Source organism: Aestuariibacter sp. A3R04 (assembly GCF_018860805.1).
Classification (GTDB): domain Bacteria; phylum Pseudomonadota; class Gammaproteobacteria; order Enterobacterales; family Alteromonadaceae; genus Alteromonas.
In genome coordinates this window covers 860,495-878,984 of the sequence record NZ_JAHKQR010000003.1, presented here as the reverse complement: position 1 = coordinate 878,984, position 18,490 = coordinate 860,495, and the positions used below count along the sequence as shown (strand labels likewise).

Below are 18,490 nucleotides of genomic sequence, written 5' to 3'. Positions count from 1 at the left end.
GTTTCCAGCAGTTAATCTGCATTGTAGAAAGCCCCCTTAACTCAACGTTTGTCTAAAGGAATTCGCATGCAGCGGTTAGATCACCTGTCAAACATAGCCCGGGATTTCGTTGTCCCGTTGCACCACCTGTCTGTGCTTTCCGTATCAGGAGAGCAACGGGACGACTATCTGCATGGTCAACTCACTGTCGATACAAAAACACTCAGCGATAGCACAGCGAGACGCACTGCCCACTGTGATTTTAAAGGTAAAACGTGGTCACTGAGTATATTGTGCCGATATGAGGACGCTATCTGGCTTTGTATGAACGCCGACTGTGCCAGCCATTCGCTAGCCCAGCTCAATAAATACGGCGTATTCTCGAAAGTTGATATTATTGATACATCTGACACGATAAAGGCCTACGCCCTGTGCGGTTCCCGCGCCAGGGAATGGATAATCGGGCAATTTGGCTCACTACCCAATGCCCCTTTATCTGCGCAGCAAAGCAACTTAGGTGTGGTGATAAAGCTGGAGTTTAACAATGACTTGTTTATGGTTTTGCTTACCGCAGAGGGGCAGTCTTCGCTTCAGGCTTGGGCAAAAGAGATGGATATTACTGAATATGGCCCTGAAATCTATGAGGCATTGAGCATTCAGCAAGGCATCCCCGATATATCAGGTTCCACGATAAATGAATTTGTGCCGCAAATGATGAACTTTCACCTACTCGATGGCATCGATTTTAACAAAGGATGCTACATGGGGCAGGAAGTCGTCGCCCGTACTCGTTATCTGGGAAAAAATAAACGGGCGGCGTTTAGCTTCTGCTTGCCCGAAGCTCTGGATGTTTCCCCGGGTGATACGATTGAAAAATCATTGGGGGAAAACTGGCGGCGAGGCGGAACGATAATCCGAAAAGCCGTGCTCGGCAGTGAAACCTGGCTAATGGCGGTGTTGCCAAATGACACAGCCACAGATACCCTTCACAGGTTATCTGCAACACCACAAATCGAATTTAAACCTTTGGCGTTGCCGTACCCTATCGAGGCAACATCAACGTGATAGTTTATTTATCACGATTACTTTCATGTGCGAGAGCACCAACAACACAGGAAAAGCTATGACGATTACCTCAGACAGCGTAGTCACCCTTCACTACACCGTTTCGACTGAAGACGGTGCCACACTCGACTCCTCTGATGGTAAGAAGCCATTAGTTGTTTTGCTAGGTAGACGCTTCCTCATTGAAGGTCTTGAAGATGCCCTCATCGGTAAAACTGTGGGAAACAAATTCAACGTTGATGTTCAACCTGAAAAAGCCTATGGGTTGCGCGAAGACGGGTTAGTACAAAGCGTACCTAAATCCATGTTTGACGGCATGGAAGTAGAGGTAGGTATGTCATTTCGCGCTTCGTCAGACGGTGGTGAACAGTCTGTTATCGTAATTGATGTAAATGATAACGAAGTGGTCGTTGATGGCAACCACCCTCTTGCCGGTATTCCCTTGCACTTCGATGTAGAGGTTGTTGAGGTACGGGAGGCCACACCTGAAGAAATTGCTCACGGCCATGTTCACGGCGAAGGCGGGCATGACCACAACCACGACTAACCTCTTTTAGCGCTTGGCCTTAGATACAATGGGCCTGCATAATTTGCAGGCCCATTGTAGTAGACCTCAAATGGCGTCTTCGTTGTGCTCACCGGTACGAATGCGTATTGCAGTTTCCACATTCGTCACAAATATTTTTCCATCACCAATCTTCCCAGTTTTTGCTGATTTTTCAATGGCTTCAATGGCCAACTCAACCTGTTCGTCTGCCAGTACGAGTTCCACCTTAATTTTAGGTAAAAAATCCACCTGGTACTCTGCACCGCGATAGAGTTCCGTGTGCCCCTTTTGACGACCAAAGCCTTTTACTTCTGTCACCGTCATACCCGCAATTCCAACATCAGCTAATGCTTCACGAACATCATCCATTTTAAACGGCTTGATAATCGCTTCTATCTTTTTCATATTCTGCTACCCACTGTTGAACGTTAATTTAAATTGAGACGATAAACATCAGCGCGCGAATTGCTTACTGTGCCTCAGGTAAACACCTGTATACATAAGGTTATTATAACTGACTGTTTATAAAAACAAACATGCTTTTATCTTTGAATATCACCCAAATTCAAGTATAGACTTAAACCTGTTTATCTTCATTTATATACCTAATCTAAAACTGAGATCAGTTACACTCACCTCACTAAGGTTATTGTGTGGGCATTATGCATTATTCTAAAGGACTGTCGCTGATAGAGTTAATGATTGCTGTTGCGATATCAGCCATATTACTCACCGTAGGTGCACCTAGTCTACAGACGCTATTGCAGCAAAACCGTGTCATTGCTGCCACGAATGACATCAGTAGTGCCGCAAGAACAGCGCGTTTTCAGGCAATTGATAGAGAACAGACGGTTATCTTTTGTTCCACGGCCGACTATGCCAATTGTTCATCTGACTGGAGCCTGGCAAAAATGGTTTTTGTTGATATCGACGATGATGGTGGTCGCGATGTCAATGAGCAGCTTATTTTAGCTACTGATCCAACGGGAAGCGGCATCGATGTTGTCGGTATTGGCAATGCGGTTATTTTTACGCCAGATGGCAGTGTCAGCCAATCAGGAACTGTAGTAATTTGTCCGTCTTCTGGAGACGTGAAGTCTGCCTCTGCAGTACTCATTAGCCTGTTTGGTCGAATTGCTGTAGCAACAGACAGTGATAATAATGGCGTAAAGGAAGACATCAATGGCAATGACCTCACCTGCAGTTAGTCGACCTCTACCAGCACTCTGGCGGACTAGTTTTGCCCGATTGATTTAGTGATATTTCATCACAACCGTCGGCCAATTTCTTTTTTCTTTTGGCCTTCATCTTATAGGTCACAGCAGTGACATTCTCTACGCTGAACTGAAACCCCTTTGGTGATGGCGTTGTAAGCAGCTTCTTCTCTGCATACTTATTGTTACCGAGGCGATAACGAACTTGCTCCCCTTGCCAAAGCAGCAGTTGGCTCCTCGCTTTATGCAATTCACTGCGGTGAAAAAAATGTGTAAAGCCCGGGATGGCGCTAGACGCTAAAATACCTGCAATGGTCACCCCGATCATTAACGACAACAGTGACATGCCCGTCTGTGTTTTTCTCATAACTATTTCCTTTCTTTTGGTCAGCTTACAGTGCGGGTTAAAACCGCTAGCATGAGCACAATGTATCAGGATGAACAGCCATTTCTGCTGGTTAAAAGGACAGACTGTGAAACAATTCGGATTTTCACTAATAGAAATGCTTATTGTACTGGCCATTGTACTAATTGTATTTTCTATGGCCGCACCCGCTTTTCAGCACCAGATCAACTTGGGCAAAATCAGCCGCGTGCTTGACAGCGTGAGTAGTCAATTTAGCCGCGCACAACTCGTTGCTATGCAATCTAATCAGGCGGTTCACGTCTCTTTAAATCACAGCGGACACTGGTGCTTGCATGTTTCAATGCTGCCTTGCAATTGTCAGAAGCCCAGTACTTGTTCCAGTGTGGTAAGTATCCCCACGATTAATTACTACAACCACAACCCAGTGAAGATTGTGAACAACACCTTCAACCCCGCCGGGTTCACTCGTTTCGCTCCTTCTACAGGCTTAACAGCTGGTCACGCCGGAGCAATTACCTTTAACGCCGGCGATGTAACAGGAAAAGTCATCCTCAGTAACATGGGCAGGACAAGAACATGCCTGCTCAACCAACAGTACGGACATATAGAACAATGTTAAGGGCGACATCGGGTTTTTCACTTCCTTTATTACTTATCGGCTCTGCTATCGGCGTTGCCATGCTTGCAGGTGCATCAACTGTCATTGCCCATACGTTGGTATCGCACAAACAACTACTCAACAGTATGTACCTGGATGTAGAGTTAACCAAATTATCTGCGCTTATCACCAACCGTGTTAGCAAAAGTGGTTGGCACGGAAAAGCAAAATCTCAGTATCTCAGTAAGGCTGTCATTCCCAATGATTTTGCAAACCAATTTAGCATCGGCCATCACCCCAAAGAGGTAAAAAACTCCTGCATACTATTTGCGTCAGATCTCAATGATAATGGCACTCCCGATGTGGGATCGCCAGAAGAACGCATGGGCTTCAGACTTAGAAAAAAAGCCCTGGAAATGCGATTATCAGGAAAACCGTGCAATGCAAACGGATGGCAAGACATCACCGCCGACACTCGACTGGAGATAGACGATCTTACCTTCCAAGCTATGCCTCACGGGCAATTTACACTTATTCAGGTATCAATTTCCGCACACGCTAAACCCTTTCGCCACCTTAAGCGAAATGTTTCATTTTCTTTGGTCGTCAATCATGAAATATAGTCAATCAAGATCGGCTGGCGCCGTGTACCTGACCACTATAGCCTTATTGTTGGCACTGGTTAGCGTATCAGTAACTGCTATTAGTCTGTACTTCATTGCACAATCAGAAAGTCTACTTTGGAAAAATACCAATACAACACTTTCTGCACGTAGCGAGGTATATATGGCCGATATTGGCGCCCGCCTGTTGCATGCTCCGGCCTGGGACAACACCCTCCCCTCGCAAGTTTTTTCTACCATGAGCAATGTCACAACGACTCCTCTTACTGGAGGTGAAATTACTTCTGCAACTATTTCCAGAAGTGATACTGACGGTATTTTTACCGACACTAAAGTGCAGAGCCTGGTGCGCTTTCCGCTACTAATAAACCTTCCACCCGCAGCATTGGTTATACATGACAACCTTCATCCTCTGGCAGCATTTCACTTATACGTTCCAACCGCTAGAGCTCACCCGCGCTCTCCCCTTGCAGTGTGGTCAAATACCGAAGTAAACCTGCTATCAGCACCGCGTTTTACTTGTAAAGAAAGTGCAATTCATCCTCCGCAATGTCAAGCCAATGCCGTAAGCCATGCCATGGTGAAAAAGAGTGATGTTAAAGACAAAGACAGCGCATTGCCGCCAGATGCACTTACCTATTTATTCGCTAGCGACATAGGCAACACACCACTGTCTGCGTTTAAACGAATTGCCTGGAAGAAAATGACGAATTGCAAATCTCTGCCAACTGCTAGTCCCTTTATTTGGATAGACGGCCATTGTGAAATCACTGCCGGCAAAACACTTGGCAGTCCCAACTCACCGGCTCTTATCATTGTGCGCAACGGAGACATTCAACTGCATTCGAATACACGCATGTACGGTTTGGTAGTAAGCTATAGAGAAAAGACAAAATTTACACAGCGGGTGTTGATGGCTCCCGATGCAGCAATCGTCGGGAGCCTCGTGCTGAATCACCCTGCATCAGCAGACAGCGCAATACAAGTTATGTACGACTTCGCAGTACTGAGTACTTTGCGCTCTTTACCCGCGTTGCAACAAATTAGCCTTGTCCCTGGGAGCGTTCAATGAGTGTGATACAGCCTTCTCCAAGGTCGGGCATGGTTTTGCTAGAGGTGCTCCTGGCAATGATCATGATGACCTCGGTGCTACTTGGTTGCATAGCGGTTGTGCAGAACTTTCAGCAAACCAGTATCGCGACGTCCTTGTACGGTGCAGCGATGAACACTGCGCAGCGATATCGAAGTCACTTCTCACTGGTAGGAAAAAAGGGGTTCGCCGACCTCCCTATATTTGTACAAATTGCTCCAAATGCAGGCGGACTGCTTCCACCTGGGAACAACACGGTCAATCTCGGACCTCATATAGCGCCCCATGGGTATAGTGTCTCTTGGCATTCGACCGAAAAATACACCCAAAATGCGAATGTGTATACAACCGCACAGTCATCTGGTTGCCCCTATCCACTGATAAAACACATTGACATTACCGTCAGTTGGCAGAATTTAGATGGAAATATGCTTAGCTACTCAACGCAAACCGCGATTTCACACCCTCTTCTTTCCGCCCATCCTGACAAGCTATTCCGCCTAGATGCTACCGTGCCCACTCCGTAGATAGCCGCGATCAACTAGCATGACCAGCAATACTCACTACCATCTAAACCACCAGAGTTGTTTTCGTCCCATCCTTTGCGGCCATCACTAAAATAATAGATGTCGCCATCTCCCGCTTGCGTGCTGCCAGAGACCGGTGATGCCTTGATTTCGTAGTCTACACCTGTGGCACTGACAATAGTGAGATTGTACCGCTTTTCAGAAGCGGGTTCAGAAGCCGGAGACCAACTGGCAAAGACACCTGGCTTACCTGTGTCACTGCCACCCGCCCCAGCGCCTTTATAGGTGAAGTTACCCGCGTGATGGCGCTCCATGGCGGCAGCAAACGCCATGAGGTCAGATTGCGCCGATTTCCGATAACCGCTTTTGATTACACCTTGATAAGCAGGATAACCCACCGATATAAGAATACCCGCGATCGCCACAGCAACCATAAGTTCAATCAGTGTAAAGCCTGACATTAAAGTAAATTTTTTATGCATGACTATTGACGCTCTTTCTCTGTTGACCAACTATCTTGCAGGACCCTTTCGAACCGTCCAAATATATTTTGCGCTAAACACGCAAATCCAGATAAACACTGTTGTTCATTTCCGTTTTCATCAACATCAATAACCGCAGACGCACACTCCGTACCAAGACACACAACTGGCTTCACGACTTCTTCTATCAGTATTTTAGTTTCAGGTGCAATGCCCGTCTGCTTGAGTTCGGCATATCGATCTTTTTTGTCCACGTCACCATTGTTGTTGAGATCATCGACTGCGTTGCCATTGAACATGCTTACCAGATATGCACGGCTGTTCCCGCTTGGTGGGGCACAAGCGCTTTCAGAACTGGCTGAAGGCACATAGGTGGTAAAAAATATTTTGTAATCAATAATCAATGGAGACGACAAGGCTTTTTCGCCCTCTGTTTCCAATTTGATATACCACCCAGCTTTACCAGCAAATTGCGATGTAGCTAAGCTTTGAGTGGTTGTGTCACTGCTGCTCAAAAGCGATTCTGTTGCGTCATATAAAGTCGACTCAGTATATAAAGGTGGCAGAACATAGTTACCATCGCTATCTGTCTGGAACACGCCTTTGTCTTTTAAAAAGTAAAAGCGGTCATTAACCACAAGATCCAATGGCGAAGCGCGCCAGCCTGAGCCTATGGCTACACCGTAATACAACTCTTCGCCAAGGGCTACTTCAGTCACGTCAGCGCCGTAAAAGAAGCGGCGATTGCTCTGTTCTGTATCGCCGCCCAAATCAGCAATACGTGCCCCTTTAATAAAATCTGTACCGCTCTTACCATTGTAGATGTCAAAGCGAAACAGTTGCCCGCCCATATCGGCAACGTACATGTGGTCAGCAAATCCATCATTGTCGCGGTCAATAACAGAAATACGACCCGGAATGCTGTACTTCATTTGGCTGACATTCACCGAGGCGTTCTGATCGCTGGCTGACCAAAGCAAACTGCCATTGTCTGCATCAAACATGAACACCGCATTGCCTATAACATCGTCGCTCCGGGTCGTTTTTGTATCGTGATCATCGCTGTAACCGCCACCTACAATCATAACGTTTTTGACAGTATTCCCCATTTTCACTTTCGTAATAGTAGGTCTGGACCAGGTCTGACCTAACTTTTCCAAACCTGAATCGCCACCTCGAATAGCAAAGACGAGTTTGGGGGCGGTTTTTGAACTCACATCGAACACGTAATAATTTCTACCACCGCGTCGCATGCCTACATAAAGGTAGGTTTTGTTGCCTACTGTTCTGAGAACCATATCGCCATCAAGACCGTAAATGTGATTGAAGGTAGAATTATTTTGATAAAAATCATACATATTCTTCAGCAGTTCTTTGGGAATAATGGCAAAGTTCTCTTTTCCGGTTTGTGTATCAAAAGAGTGCAGGAAGCCATGATTCGTCGCCACGAAAATAGCAGATTCAGTTTCGCTATAGTTCACGATAACTGGCTGTGAATGAATAGGATCACCCATTTGTAATCTTACGTCCGATGTACTGCCATCGCCGTCAGCGTCCCGCACATCTACGCCCCTGGCCCACTTAAGCAATTCGCTTCTCAGCGTCACTGCTCCAGGCACAGTACTGATGGCCAAATCGTTGGTAGTGATCAGTAAGTTGTTCTCATGAAGCTCATTGAGACTGTGAATAATCGTCGGGTCATCCTCAAAGAAGTAAACGTTGCGATTGTTCGTCATTTGGCTTGCCGCCCCGCCCTCTCTTACGTCATTGCCATCTGCCAGGGTCGACCAATAACTGTGAGAAGTATCTGAGAAAAAACCAGTAGAAGAATCGATGGCATCCTTACCTTTTTGATCCAAAATAGTCTCGCCACTTATTTTGTATTTTTTTAGATTGCCTGGCCATATAGTGCCTTCACTTGGTTTAAACAATGCAAAATAGAGCTCATCTTTGTGGGTGAGTCGATTTAACTGGTTTACCGCAACCCCAGGCGAAACAAACGTTGCATTCACATCTTTTACAGATCGCAAGATTGCCTGAAATGCCTTTACCAAATCAGCGCTGTTGTCTGCCTGATAGAATCCCCCACCACTTTGTAATGCGATCTGATTGAGGAAATTGTTTGCATTGTTGTTTGCCGCAAACCCTATGGTATGCGTAATCACTCGTCTGTCTATCGCAGAGGTTTCGGCTTTGCTCAAATTTTTGACTAAATCCAGGCCACATTTTTCTCCACCGCTACCTGAACAATTTGCACCAAGTAGAGACTGAATCTTTGATACGCTGTGGTTACTGTTTGCTTCACCATCCGATAACAACACAATGTGGTTGTTTGTTTGGCACTGTAAATCACTTACTGGGGAAATATACTCAGCCCCGCTGGGAATGTATTCAGAAATACAGTCACTGTCACTGAGGTTACTCTCATCACATCCGTATCCGCGAACCGCATCTGCGCCTACATATGAGCCACGGTGACTAACCCGGGTATTTTTTCGTACCGAGTTCGATACATTGCTGTTCCCCCTCGTTAACCCGTAGTCAACGGAAAGACCACCGTAATATCGGGTTGCTTCATACAGTGTATCGACTATTGGGGTGTATCCGCTGGCGGTAAGCTCATCCACTTTACTAATCAAATGCTCTCTGACCGTTGCCGTTACGCCAGGTGTGGCATCGCCTTTAAACTTTATTACCAACTGCGGGGCTCTGGACTGGCTGCCCTTGTAGGTATACGCACCGCGGTCACCTACGAAATCACTCAATATGAGCATAACGTCATTGCCGGCATTCCAACCGCTGCGGTTGAACACTTCTTGTAACATGCCAGAGATGTTCGGCGTTTGGTATTCATACCGATAGTAAAACGTAGGAGGCGTCCAGGTCACACCGCTGGTTTTAGGCATGTTTTTCAACATGTAACGGGTGTAAGGGCTAAAGCTAACGGCATCGTCTACAGCCGCTGCCTGTATCTTCATCGACGCATAACCACCATGATATTCAAAGCCGTTAAAAACCAAATAAGCTTCTGACACCACAGCACCTTTAGGTACATTAACGTTAGTAAACCGCATACCTAGATAAGCGTTACTGCTCGCATTCATAGTAAGTTCAGTGCCTGTCGATTGCTTACCATTATTTTTTTCTTCAGCGTTGTTTTCGTTGCCAGAAACCTGATAAACGCTTTCGCCACTGATACAACCTGTGGCGGTCGATTCATCGTACGTAACGACCAACTGCGGAGACCCTGTTGTTCCGTAGTCTGCAGATTTAGCCCGGCGAGCACTGGCACTGTTGGTACTGCTGCCTTCTATGATAAGGCTCAATGCGTTGCCACCACACCACCCAGGCTGATCTACCACTTCCTGAATAACAGCAGAGAAATCCGGTGTGGTTACAATCTCATCCGTTATCGGAAAGCCGTTGTCGGAGCTCCACTCTACTTCACTGCCAGTGGTCGCCCGCTTAGATATGTTTGAAGAAGTAGACGCAAAAGCCTGACTGTCAGCCGACAACTCTCCTCGAATCTTTAACGTCGACGCTGCAGTATTCAACTGTGTAGAGGTCAACCGCAATGTGGCACTGGTAATGGTTGCCCCTTGGGGAATATTCACTTCCTGATAACGCAGCCCTGTGGTGACCGTGGCTGTGCCACTGGTTAGTTGTAGAGAATTACTAGTCAGATCCACACTTCCACTAATTTCTACCGCGTCGTCGGCACTCTCCGCTGTCGAGGTGATAATTTCCGGATTGATCGAATCGTCGATAGGACGCAACGGAAACAGCACAGGACCGCCGTAGTCAGAAAAACGCATCAAACCGGCATTGATGTTGGTAGCACTTTGCAATGCGTCTTTCAATGCGTTTTGGACACGAAGCATACGGGACTGACTCGTGTTATCGTAGGCCGTCATACTACCAGACGTATCCATAATAAATAGGACGTTGGGATTGTAGGTGACAGAAGCATCTGCAGTTCCCAGATAGATATCTAAATCATCAGCCCAGGCTGCGCTTCCAATGCAAACCCATAATGCACATGAGATGGCATAGCGAATGAAATCCTTCATAACTCTGGTACTCCTACTGCGAAGCCGGTGCCATAACGGCAGCGGTAACGGTATTGGCAACAACGGTGCTTCTCTCAGAAACTTTTCCGCAACCTCTCACCACGAACACGTGGCAATTTACATTACTTCCACCTATAACATTACTTGAACCACGACACGCCTGTTCGCGAATAAATGCAGTTCGCGACCAACTTTGCGTTCTCATATCTGTTTGGTAGTTTCCACTATTCTTATGTTCAGTACCCGCCGACAAACCCGTACTGGTAACACTACGCGCCGTCCAGCCGTTGTCAAAGCAACTCATGGCGTCATTATCCGGATCAAACTGCAGACCTTGTCTGGCTTCAGTAAGTGGGTCTTTTTTGGTATTGTCTGTGAGCACTATCTTATCTTCTGCTTCAAAAAAAACGCCGGCCAAGGCAGCTTCAGCAGCATCAAAAGCCATACCGGAGCGCTGCATAGACATCGCCATTTTATTCTGGCTCAGGCTTGACGACACTGCGCTCACCCCTAAAATCGTCAGTGATAATAAAATCAGCAATGCGAGAACTAACACCATTCCTTGTTGGTGATTAACTTGATTAACTGCCTTCATCTCAAGCTCCTTACGAAGTTCTTCATGTTGCGCAGGGCCAATGTCTGGTTAAACACCTGGAAGTAATGTGCATCATCCGTTTTCACAGGTTTCTCGTTTAACACCGCCAATTCATGCACCGGCATATTCGCAACCTGAGCACCGTCACTTTTGAGCATGACGCCAATCCTAATGGCAACCACCTGCCTGTTTGCTGCGCGCAACGCTGACAACTGACTGGCAGTTACATATTGCACAGCTTGTCCCTGAGAGGCGCTGGCGAGATCTGTAACCCCGTATTGCACTTGAAAACTCTCTACATTGTCCATTAGGATCACAGACCGAGACCCGACAACCGGAGAGCGAAGCCCCCGTAGTACCCGACCATCAAATCCCGTACAATAAAGTTTGTTGTTTGCCACATAGTATTTGTTAACAACGTGGAATTCTGTATCTGCCGGATAACCAAAACGATTGCCTGTGCAATCTTCTTTACCTAATAAATTAATGACTAAATCGTCATTTGCTCCATTTGTTCCCTGACTCGAGCCTAAGCTAGCGTTACTGGTATAATCTCCTGCAAGGCCTACCGGCCTATTTTGAATGAACGCAGCTTCGACGAGATGATCCACAGTCGCATCGACATTGCTGACAATTTGGTCAAATCTACCGGCTTCCATAATGTCGCGGCTTAAACGGAGCATGACAAAACGCCCGGCTTCCTGTACCTGAGACACGGCCTGATTAAGAGAATTCGTTACCCGCGCGCTGATCATGGTTTGTATCACTGCACCGCTAATGATTAGGCCCAACACGAGGGCGATCATGAGTTCTACCAGTGAAAAGCCTCTTTGTTTCATAAGGTAATATCCTTAACAACGCAGGCATTGCTATCGCCGGATTTGGAATTACACCGGCTGTTTAAAGTGTATTTTTGGGTCGTGGATTTGGTAACTGGCCACATCAACATCACGTGAATTCGCGAACCTGCCGAACAGCTATCGGCGTCGCCTGCATTACTGTCAGTGCAGGTTACCTGTATGGTAACATCACGGTTGGTTTGAATAGCCGAACATGAAAGCGCCCAGCTGTCATATGTTGCCATTTGAGCTTCTGTACAGACGTTGCCCTCACAGTTAGGAATACCTGAAGGCAACGATAAGCAGCAGCTGTATGGGTCAGTCGAACCACAGGAAAGAGAAGCAAAGTTGTAGTTGTTGGCATTGAAATAGCCATTATTGACAACCAATCCGTCGCCAACCAAAGATGGACGTGCCGCTGCGCGAAGGCGTTCTGCAACCTGTTCGGCAACCAGTTCAGATTGCGTTCTGCTAATCGCATCACGATTAGCAAATGAACCGACGAACTGTAACGATGCCACTCCTAGCAAGCCGATGGCGAGTATAAACAGGGTAATGAGCACTTCAATGAAGCCTACTCCTGTTTGGCGTTGCTGCAACGTATGCTGACGCATAACCTTAATACCTACCTGAAATTAAACGGATCCCGCAATTATCCTAACGCAGCGGACCAGATAAATAAGTATCGGCAAGCAAGGTTTAGTATTGAATATTATAATTCGGGGGGGAAATTCCCCCGCAGAGGGCTTACATCACTTGTTTTACGCGAAGCTCTTTTGGCACGGCAAATTCAACATTTTCTTCCCGACCTGCACGTTCTGACGCAGACTGTGCCCCCCAGGAGATGAGGCGATCCACAACCCGCTGAACCAGTACTTCCGGTGCAGATGCGCCTGCAGTTACACCAATGTGCTCCACCCCTTCAAGCCACGCTTTCTGGATACAGTTTTCATCAGCAATGAGAAATGCCTTCGCGCCGACCTTTTCTGCCAGTTCACGTAACCTGTTAGAATTTGAACTGTTCTGCGCGCCAACAACTAAGAGTATTTCGCAATCAGATGCCAGGTCGCGAACGGCATCTTGGCGATTTTGCGTGGCATAACAAATGTCGTCTTTTCGCGGGCCGTGAATAAACGGAAACTTCGCCCGCAAAGCATCAATGACGTCTGCGGTATCATCCACTGATAATGTCGTTTGACTACAAAAATAAAGGCGTTCCGGGTCTTTCACTTCCAACGACGCTACATCTGCGCTGGACTCTACCAGATAAATTCCCCCTTCGGCGTTGTCATATTGACCCATAGTGCCTTCTACCTCTGGATGTCCAGCGTGTCCAATTAAAATACATTCCGTACCAGTCTTGCTGGCCCGGGTGACTTCCATATGTACTTTTGTCACTAATGGGCATGTGGCATCAAACACTTTCAACCCGCGCTCGCTGGCTTCTTTGCGTACCGCTTGCGACACTCCGTGGGCAGAAAAAATGACAATACTATCGTCAGGCACCTCTTCGAGTTCGTCGACGAACAACGCGCCACGCTCTTTGAGACCATCAACAACAAATTTGTTGTGAACCACTTCATGGCGCACGTATATAGGGGGATTGAACATCTCAAGTGCCCGCTCGACAATAGTGATAGCTCTGTCTACACCGGCACAAAAACCACGGGGATTAGCGAGGTGAATTTGCATGGGGTCTCCTTAGTGTGCAGCAGAAGCATTGTTGATGACGTCCACGATTTCAACGTCAAAAATGACAGTTTGCCCCGCCAAAGGATGGTTAAAATCAACGGTAACTGAGTCACCAGCGACACTTCTGATGATACCGGGTACTTCACTGCCATCGGGCTGAGCAAACGCGACAATGACCCCTTCTTCCAGAGTCAGGTCGTTGCTAAAGCGATTGCGATCCATATGATGAATGTTATCCGGGTTTGGTTGCCCAAAGGCGTCTTCAGGCGCCAGGGTAAAAGATTTTTTATCGCCTTTTTGCAACCCCAATAAACACGCCTCGAAGTTAGGAGTAAGACTTCCGTCCCCCATCACCAGTTTTGCCGGTTTTTTATTTACCCGGGTGCTGTCTGCAGCGGAGCCATCCTCAAGTTTGAGGTCAAAGTGCATTATTACCTCAGAGGCAGCGTTGATTGCAAATTCACTCATCTTATGTTCCTACTTCTTGTCTGTGTTTGATTCAGACCCTGCATCGTGGCCCTGTTTCGACGTGAGCATGTCCCAAATTAACAGTGCCGCACCAATAAATATCGCGCTGTCTGCGAGGTTAAAAGCAGGCCAGTGCCAGTCGCCAACATAAAAATCTAAAAAGTCGATAACGAAACCGTGCATCAACCGGTCATAAACATTACCCAGCGCACCACCGAGAATAAAACAAAAGGCTATGGGCAAGAGCTTTTGCTGTTTGTCTGATTGCTTTAGCCACCACAGAATCACAACACTTACTGTGATGGCAATAGCAGTAAAAAACCACCGTTGCCAACCAGATGCATCATGGAGAAAACTAAATGCTGCCCCGTAGTTTCTCACATAGGTAAAATTAAAAAACGGTAAAACCTGTACAGACTCTGACAAGGTCATACAGCCAATGACTTCATACTTTGACCACAGGTCAAGCACCACTACCACCGCACTGATCCACAAAAAACGCAAACCCGTTTCACTAAACAGTTTAGGCATACTGACGCGTTTCCCCTTCACCATCCACATTGGTCACACACCGACCACAGAGTTGCTCATGGCCTTTATGAGTGCCCACATCTTCACGGTGATGCCAGCAGCGCACACACTTGGTGCCCTTGCTCTTCGTTACTTCGATAAACAACCCGTCGATATCTGTAGCCGCCGCGGTTGCTGGCTTTTTACTTTCCGACACCACATCCACGCCAGACGTGATCAACACAAAGCGCAATTCATCACCCAGTTTTTCAAGGAGTGCTCGCAAGCCGTCGTCGGCATAGAGTTTGACATTCGCTTCCAAAGATCCACCCAACTGACCGTCTTTACGGGCTTGCTCCATTGCCTGGTTAACGGCGTCTTTGACCCGCATAACCTGTTGCCAGTATGCGTCATCAAAACCGTCTTTCGCTTCAAAGCCTGCCAAACCTGCATACCATGATTCAGTAAAGACAAAGGGGCTGCGCGACCCGGGAAGCGCTTCCCAGATTTCCTGAGCAGTAAAACTGGTGATAGGCGCCATCCACCGTACCAACGCCTCTACAATGTGATAGAGCGCCGTTTGACAGGAGCGACGTGCATTGCTATCCCCCTTTGCGGTATATTGACGATCTTTAATAATATCCAGGTAGAAGCTACCTAGCTCAATCGAACAGAAATGAGTTAACTTCTGTGAAACCACAAGCATGTCGTACTTGTTGTACGCATCAACGATTTCTTGTTGTAGTTTCTCCGTGCGTGACACAATCCAACGGTCCAGAGCCACCATATTATCAGGTGCCACGGCATCCTCTTCAGGATTAAAGCCATTCAGGTTGGCCAACAGGAATCGGGCAGTGTTGCGAAGACGACGATAAGCATCAGCTGCGCGTTTTAGGATTTCATCGCTTACCGCAATTTCACCGCGATAATCAGTAGACGCCACCCACAAACGCAGAATATCTGCCCCTAATTTATTGGTTACCTGTTGCGGTGCGACCACGTTACCTACCGACTTGGACATCTTGCGGCCATGGGCATCAACGGTAAATCCGTGGGTCAGCACTTCCTTGTAAGGAGCGTGACCATGCATGGCGGTAGACGTCATGAGAGACGACATAAACCACCCGCGATGTTGATCTGACCCTTCCAGGTACAAATCGGCACTGGCCGGGATATCATCACGACGGTCAACCACAAAATAATGCGTGACCCCTGAATCAAACCACACGTCAAGCGTATCTGTTACTTTGTCATATTGTTGTGCATCGTCACCCAAGATGGCAGCGTCGTCGATGTCCCACCAGGCCTGAATGCCTTTTTGCTCGACAGCCTCTGCAACAGATTCCATAATGCTCTTGGTATTCGGATGAAGTTCTCCTGAAATCCTGTGCACATACAATGGGATTGGCACTCCCCAGGTACGCTGACGGGAGATACACCAGTCCGGTCGGCCTTCCACCATTTTTTCGATACGGTTCTGGCCCCACTCAGGGATCCACGCCGTCTTTTCAATTTGCTCAAGGGAGGCTTTTCTCAACCCTTTTTTGTCCATGCTGATAAACCACTGAGGAGTCGCACGGAATATAATCGGGGTTTTGTGACGCCAGCAGTGGGGATAACTGTGCTCGTAGCTAATATTCAATAGCAAATTGCCCGTTTCTTCCAGCTTGTCAATGATGGTTTGATTCGCTTTGAATACAAATTGCCCGGCAAACAACGGGGTTTCTTCATTATAGACGCCGTTATTGCCGACGGGGTTATATACCTCGATGCCATATTTTTTGCATACGTTGAAATCGTCAACACCGTGGGCGGGCGCCGTATGTACTAAACCAGTACCAGATTCAGTGGTAACGTGCTCACCTAAAATAAGCGGTACGGATTTATCGAGAAAAGGATGGGACACTTTGAGGTTTTCAAGAGCCTGACCAACACAGGAAGCCACCACTCTATACGCGGAAATCTCATAGCGGGACATACAACTTTCCACTAAATCTTCAGCCAGAATAACCCAGTCAGTACCATTCAGTTCCACCAGCGAGTACGTTAGTTCAGGGTGAAGGCTAATGGCCAGGTTTGCTGGCAGCGTCCATGGCGTGGTTGTCCAGATAACCGCTGATGCTTTGTGCGCTGTCAGATCTTGGACAGTAACACCAAACGCCTCCGCGATGGCTGCTAAGTCGACCAAGGGAAAGGTAACATCGATGGCTGGCGATACTTTGTCCTTATATTCAACTTCCGCTTCTGCAAGGGCAGAGCCACAATCTGTACACCAGTGTACGGGTTTGAAGCCTTTTTCCAAATGGCCGGAGTCAACAATTTTACTCAACGCGCGGATGATGTCGGCTTCTGATTTGAAATCCATGGTTTTATAAGGATTATCCCACTCACCAAACACACCAAGACGTTTAAAATCAGCCATTTGGCCATCAATTTGCTTCTGCGCATACTCACGGCACTTCTGACGGAATTCGGCAGCGGTTACCTTTACACCGGGCTTACCTACCTTTTTTTCCACCATCAATTCGATGGGAAGACCGTGACAATCCCAGCCTGGTACATATGGCGCATCAAAATCTGACAGCGTTTTCGCTTTCACGATAATGTCTTTCAGAATTTTGTTTACAGCGTGACCGATATGAATATCACCATTTGCATACGGAGGGCCATCGTGCAAAATAAAAGGCTTTTTACCAGCTTTTGCTTCGCGAATTTGCTTGTACAAGCGCTTTTCCTGCCAGCTTTTAAGCATCGCCGGTTCTCTTTGCGCAAGGTTGCCACGCATAGGGAAAGGCGTTTCCGGTAAATTCAATGTCGGTTTGTAATCGCTCATAAACTCGTTCTTTCCGTCCACCTGCCGTTGTGCAAGATTACACAACGATTAATTAAAGAGTAATTCAGGATGCAAAGAACAAGGTCTTTGCTTCTCGTGCATCCTGTTTGATCTGTTCTTTCAATGCGTCAAATGACGCGAACTTTTTCTCGTCTCGCAGTTTCTTCACCGGCGCTACCGCAATAGGTTCACCATACAGCGAGCCGCTAAAATTGAAGATATGTACTTCCAGTTGCGTTCTCTTTCCGGCAACCGTAGGTCTGCACCCCACATTTGCCACACCAAAATAGCGCTCGCCCTTGACGTCTGCTGTTACTGCAAAAACGCCATTAATGGCGGGTTTGTCTCTTTTAAGCAAAACATTCGCCGTGGGAAAGCCAATGGTACGGCCTTTTTTGTCACCATGCACTACCCGCCCTTCAAATACAAAAGGTCGACCTAGCATATTAGCGGCGCGTTCAAAGTCGCCCTTAGCCAATGCGTCCCTTACAGCTGTTGAACTAATTCGACAATCGTCCACCATAAAGCTCTGGGTACTGGCCACTTCAAAACCCATAGATTCACCAGCGCGTTGCAACATTGAAAAATCGCCTAACCGCTGTCTGCCGAAGCGAAAGTCGTCACCCACAACCAAATAGCGAACTCCAAGGCGTTCTACCAACAAGTCTTCAATAAAAGTACTGGCCGACTGACTGGCAAAGTACTCGTCAAAACGCACACATAACAGGCGGTCGACCCCTTGCGCCTTTAGTAACTCATACTTTTCCCGCAGAGTACTTAGCCGTGCGGGCGCACTAGCCGGGCTAAATAGCTCCTCCGGCTGCGGTTCAAACACCATCACCGTTGACGGCAACGCGAGTTGACGCGTCTTTTCATGCACATTAGCCAATACAGCCTGATGCCCGCGATGTACGCCGTCGAACTTACCGATAGTGAGGACGCACCCCCTGTGTTCCGGGCGCAGATTGTGAAGACCGCGAATTAATTCCAC

General features: G+C 47.3%; 19 protein-coding genes. 7 read left to right on the top strand and 12 right to left on the bottom strand.

Translation table 11 applies throughout. The annotated features are described in order from the left end of the window. Nucleotides 1-66: 66 nt before the first annotated feature. Nucleotides 67-1,044, top strand: coding sequence for a folate-binding protein YgfZ (locus tag KO518_RS08565; protein ID WP_216025393.1), 978 nt, complete (start codon nucleotides 67-69; stop codon nucleotides 1,042-1,044). Nucleotides 1,045-1,102: 58 nt separating this feature from the next. Further along, nucleotides 1,103-1,591, top strand: coding sequence for a peptidylprolyl isomerase (locus tag KO518_RS08560; protein ID WP_216025392.1), 489 nt, complete (start codon nucleotides 1,103-1,105; stop codon nucleotides 1,589-1,591). 66 nt (nucleotides 1,592-1,657) lie between these two features. Here the strand turns inward: KO518_RS08560 and KO518_RS08555 are convergent, their stop codons facing one another. Continuing rightward, nucleotides 1,658-1,996 (bottom strand): P-II family nitrogen regulator, encoded by a 339-nt coding sequence (locus KO518_RS08555; RefSeq protein WP_216025391.1) that lies wholly within the window; start codon nucleotides 1,994-1,996, stop codon nucleotides 1,658-1,660. A 257-nt stretch (nucleotides 1,997-2,253) separates the two neighbouring features. On the opposite strand from KO518_RS08555, the gene KO518_RS08550 reads away from it, so the two are divergent. Continuing rightward, nucleotides 2,254-2,799, top strand: a complete 546-nt coding sequence (locus tag KO518_RS08550; RefSeq protein WP_216025390.1) for a GspH/FimT family pseudopilin — start codon at nucleotides 2,254-2,256, stop codon at nucleotides 2,797-2,799. A 7-nt stretch (nucleotides 2,800-2,806) separates the two neighbouring features. Here KO518_RS08550 and KO518_RS08545 read toward each other — a convergent pair whose 3' ends face one another. Next, the gene (locus tag KO518_RS08545; protein ID WP_216025389.1) at nucleotides 2,807-3,172 is read right to left on the bottom strand and encodes a type IV pilin protein; all 366 of its coding nucleotides are present in this window, start codon (nucleotides 3,170-3,172) and stop codon (nucleotides 2,807-2,809) included. Nucleotides 3,173-3,278: 106 nt separating this feature from the next. On the opposite strand from KO518_RS08545, the gene KO518_RS08540 reads away from it, so the two are divergent. Genes KO518_RS08540 through KO518_RS08525 form a run of 4 tightly spaced genes read left to right on the top strand, consistent with a single transcriptional unit; the run spans nucleotide 3,279 to nucleotide 6,010 of the window. Next, nucleotides 3,279-3,791 carry a prepilin-type N-terminal cleavage/methylation domain-containing protein gene (locus tag KO518_RS08540; RefSeq protein WP_216025388.1) on the top strand — a complete coding sequence of 171 codons (513 nt, stop codon included), beginning with the start codon at nucleotides 3,279-3,281 and terminating at the stop codon, nucleotides 3,789-3,791. Continuing rightward, on the top strand, nucleotides 3,749-4,393 hold the full coding sequence (locus KO518_RS08535; protein WP_216025387.1) for a hypothetical protein: 645 nt from the start codon (nucleotides 3,749-3,751) through the stop codon (nucleotides 4,391-4,393). Before KO518_RS08540 ends, KO518_RS08535 begins: the two co-directional genes overlap by 43 nt. Further along, the gene (locus tag KO518_RS08530) at nucleotides 4,383-5,465 is read left to right on the top strand and encodes a hypothetical protein (protein ID WP_216025386.1); all 1,083 of its coding nucleotides are present in this window, start codon (nucleotides 4,383-4,385) and stop codon (nucleotides 5,463-5,465) included. The genes KO518_RS08535 and KO518_RS08530 overlap by 11 nt, the downstream gene beginning before the upstream one ends. Next, the gene (locus KO518_RS08525) at nucleotides 5,462-6,010 is read left to right on the top strand and encodes a hypothetical protein (protein ID WP_216025385.1); all 549 of its coding nucleotides are present in this window, start codon (nucleotides 5,462-5,464) and stop codon (nucleotides 6,008-6,010) included. Before KO518_RS08530 ends, KO518_RS08525 begins: the two co-directional genes overlap by 4 nt. Before the next feature lie 14 nt (nucleotides 6,011-6,024). Here KO518_RS08525 and KO518_RS08520 read toward each other — a convergent pair whose 3' ends face one another. The 10 genes from KO518_RS08520 to ribF all read right to left on the bottom strand — a co-directional run bounded on the left by KO518_RS08520 (nucleotide 6,025) and on the right by ribF (nucleotide 18,490). Beyond that, nucleotides 6,025-6,492, bottom strand: coding sequence for a type IV pilin protein (locus KO518_RS08520; protein WP_216025384.1), 468 nt, complete (start codon nucleotides 6,490-6,492; stop codon nucleotides 6,025-6,027). A 2-nt stretch (nucleotides 6,493-6,494) separates the two neighbouring features. After that, entirely contained in the window at nucleotides 6,495-10,562 is a 4,068-nt protein-coding gene (locus tag KO518_RS08515; RefSeq protein ID WP_216025383.1) for a PilC/PilY family type IV pilus protein, read from the bottom strand. Between the two features lie 13 nt (nucleotides 10,563-10,575). Then, on the bottom strand, nucleotides 10,576-11,157 hold the full coding sequence (locus KO518_RS08510) for a PilX N-terminal domain-containing pilus assembly protein (RefSeq protein WP_216025382.1): 582 nt from the start codon (nucleotides 11,155-11,157) through the stop codon (nucleotides 10,576-10,578). Continuing rightward, nucleotides 11,154-11,996, bottom strand: a complete 843-nt coding sequence (locus KO518_RS08505; protein WP_216025381.1) for a PilW family protein — start codon at nucleotides 11,994-11,996, stop codon at nucleotides 11,154-11,156. Before KO518_RS08505 ends, KO518_RS08510 begins: the two co-directional genes overlap by 4 nt. Beyond that, nucleotides 11,993-12,610 carry a prepilin-type N-terminal cleavage/methylation domain-containing protein gene (locus KO518_RS08500; RefSeq protein WP_216025380.1) on the bottom strand — a complete coding sequence of 206 codons (618 nt, stop codon included), beginning with the start codon at nucleotides 12,608-12,610 and terminating at the stop codon, nucleotides 11,993-11,995. Before KO518_RS08500 ends, KO518_RS08505 begins: the two co-directional genes overlap by 4 nt. Before the next feature lie 133 nt (nucleotides 12,611-12,743). Then, entirely contained in the window at nucleotides 12,744-13,688 is a 945-nt protein-coding gene (gene ispH, locus KO518_RS08495) for a 4-hydroxy-3-methylbut-2-enyl diphosphate reductase (RefSeq protein ID WP_216025379.1), read from the bottom strand. A gap of 9 nt (nucleotides 13,689-13,697) precedes the next feature. After that, nucleotides 13,698-14,156, bottom strand: a complete 459-nt coding sequence (fkpB, locus tag KO518_RS08490; RefSeq protein WP_216025378.1) for an FKBP-type peptidyl-prolyl cis-trans isomerase — start codon at nucleotides 14,154-14,156, stop codon at nucleotides 13,698-13,700. A gap of 9 nt (nucleotides 14,157-14,165) precedes the next feature. Further along, nucleotides 14,166-14,687, bottom strand: a complete 522-nt coding sequence (lspA, locus tag KO518_RS08485; protein ID WP_216025377.1) for a signal peptidase II — start codon at nucleotides 14,685-14,687, stop codon at nucleotides 14,166-14,168. Beyond that, nucleotides 14,680-17,499, bottom strand: coding sequence for an isoleucine--tRNA ligase (ileS, locus tag KO518_RS08480; RefSeq protein WP_216025376.1), 2,820 nt, complete (start codon nucleotides 17,497-17,499; stop codon nucleotides 14,680-14,682). The genes lspA and ileS overlap by 8 nt, the downstream gene beginning before the upstream one ends. Before the next feature lie 64 nt (nucleotides 17,500-17,563). Next, nucleotides 17,564-18,490 carry a bifunctional riboflavin kinase/FAD synthetase gene (gene ribF, locus KO518_RS08475; protein WP_216025375.1) on the bottom strand — a complete coding sequence of 309 codons (927 nt, stop codon included), beginning with the start codon at nucleotides 18,488-18,490 and terminating at the stop codon, nucleotides 17,564-17,566.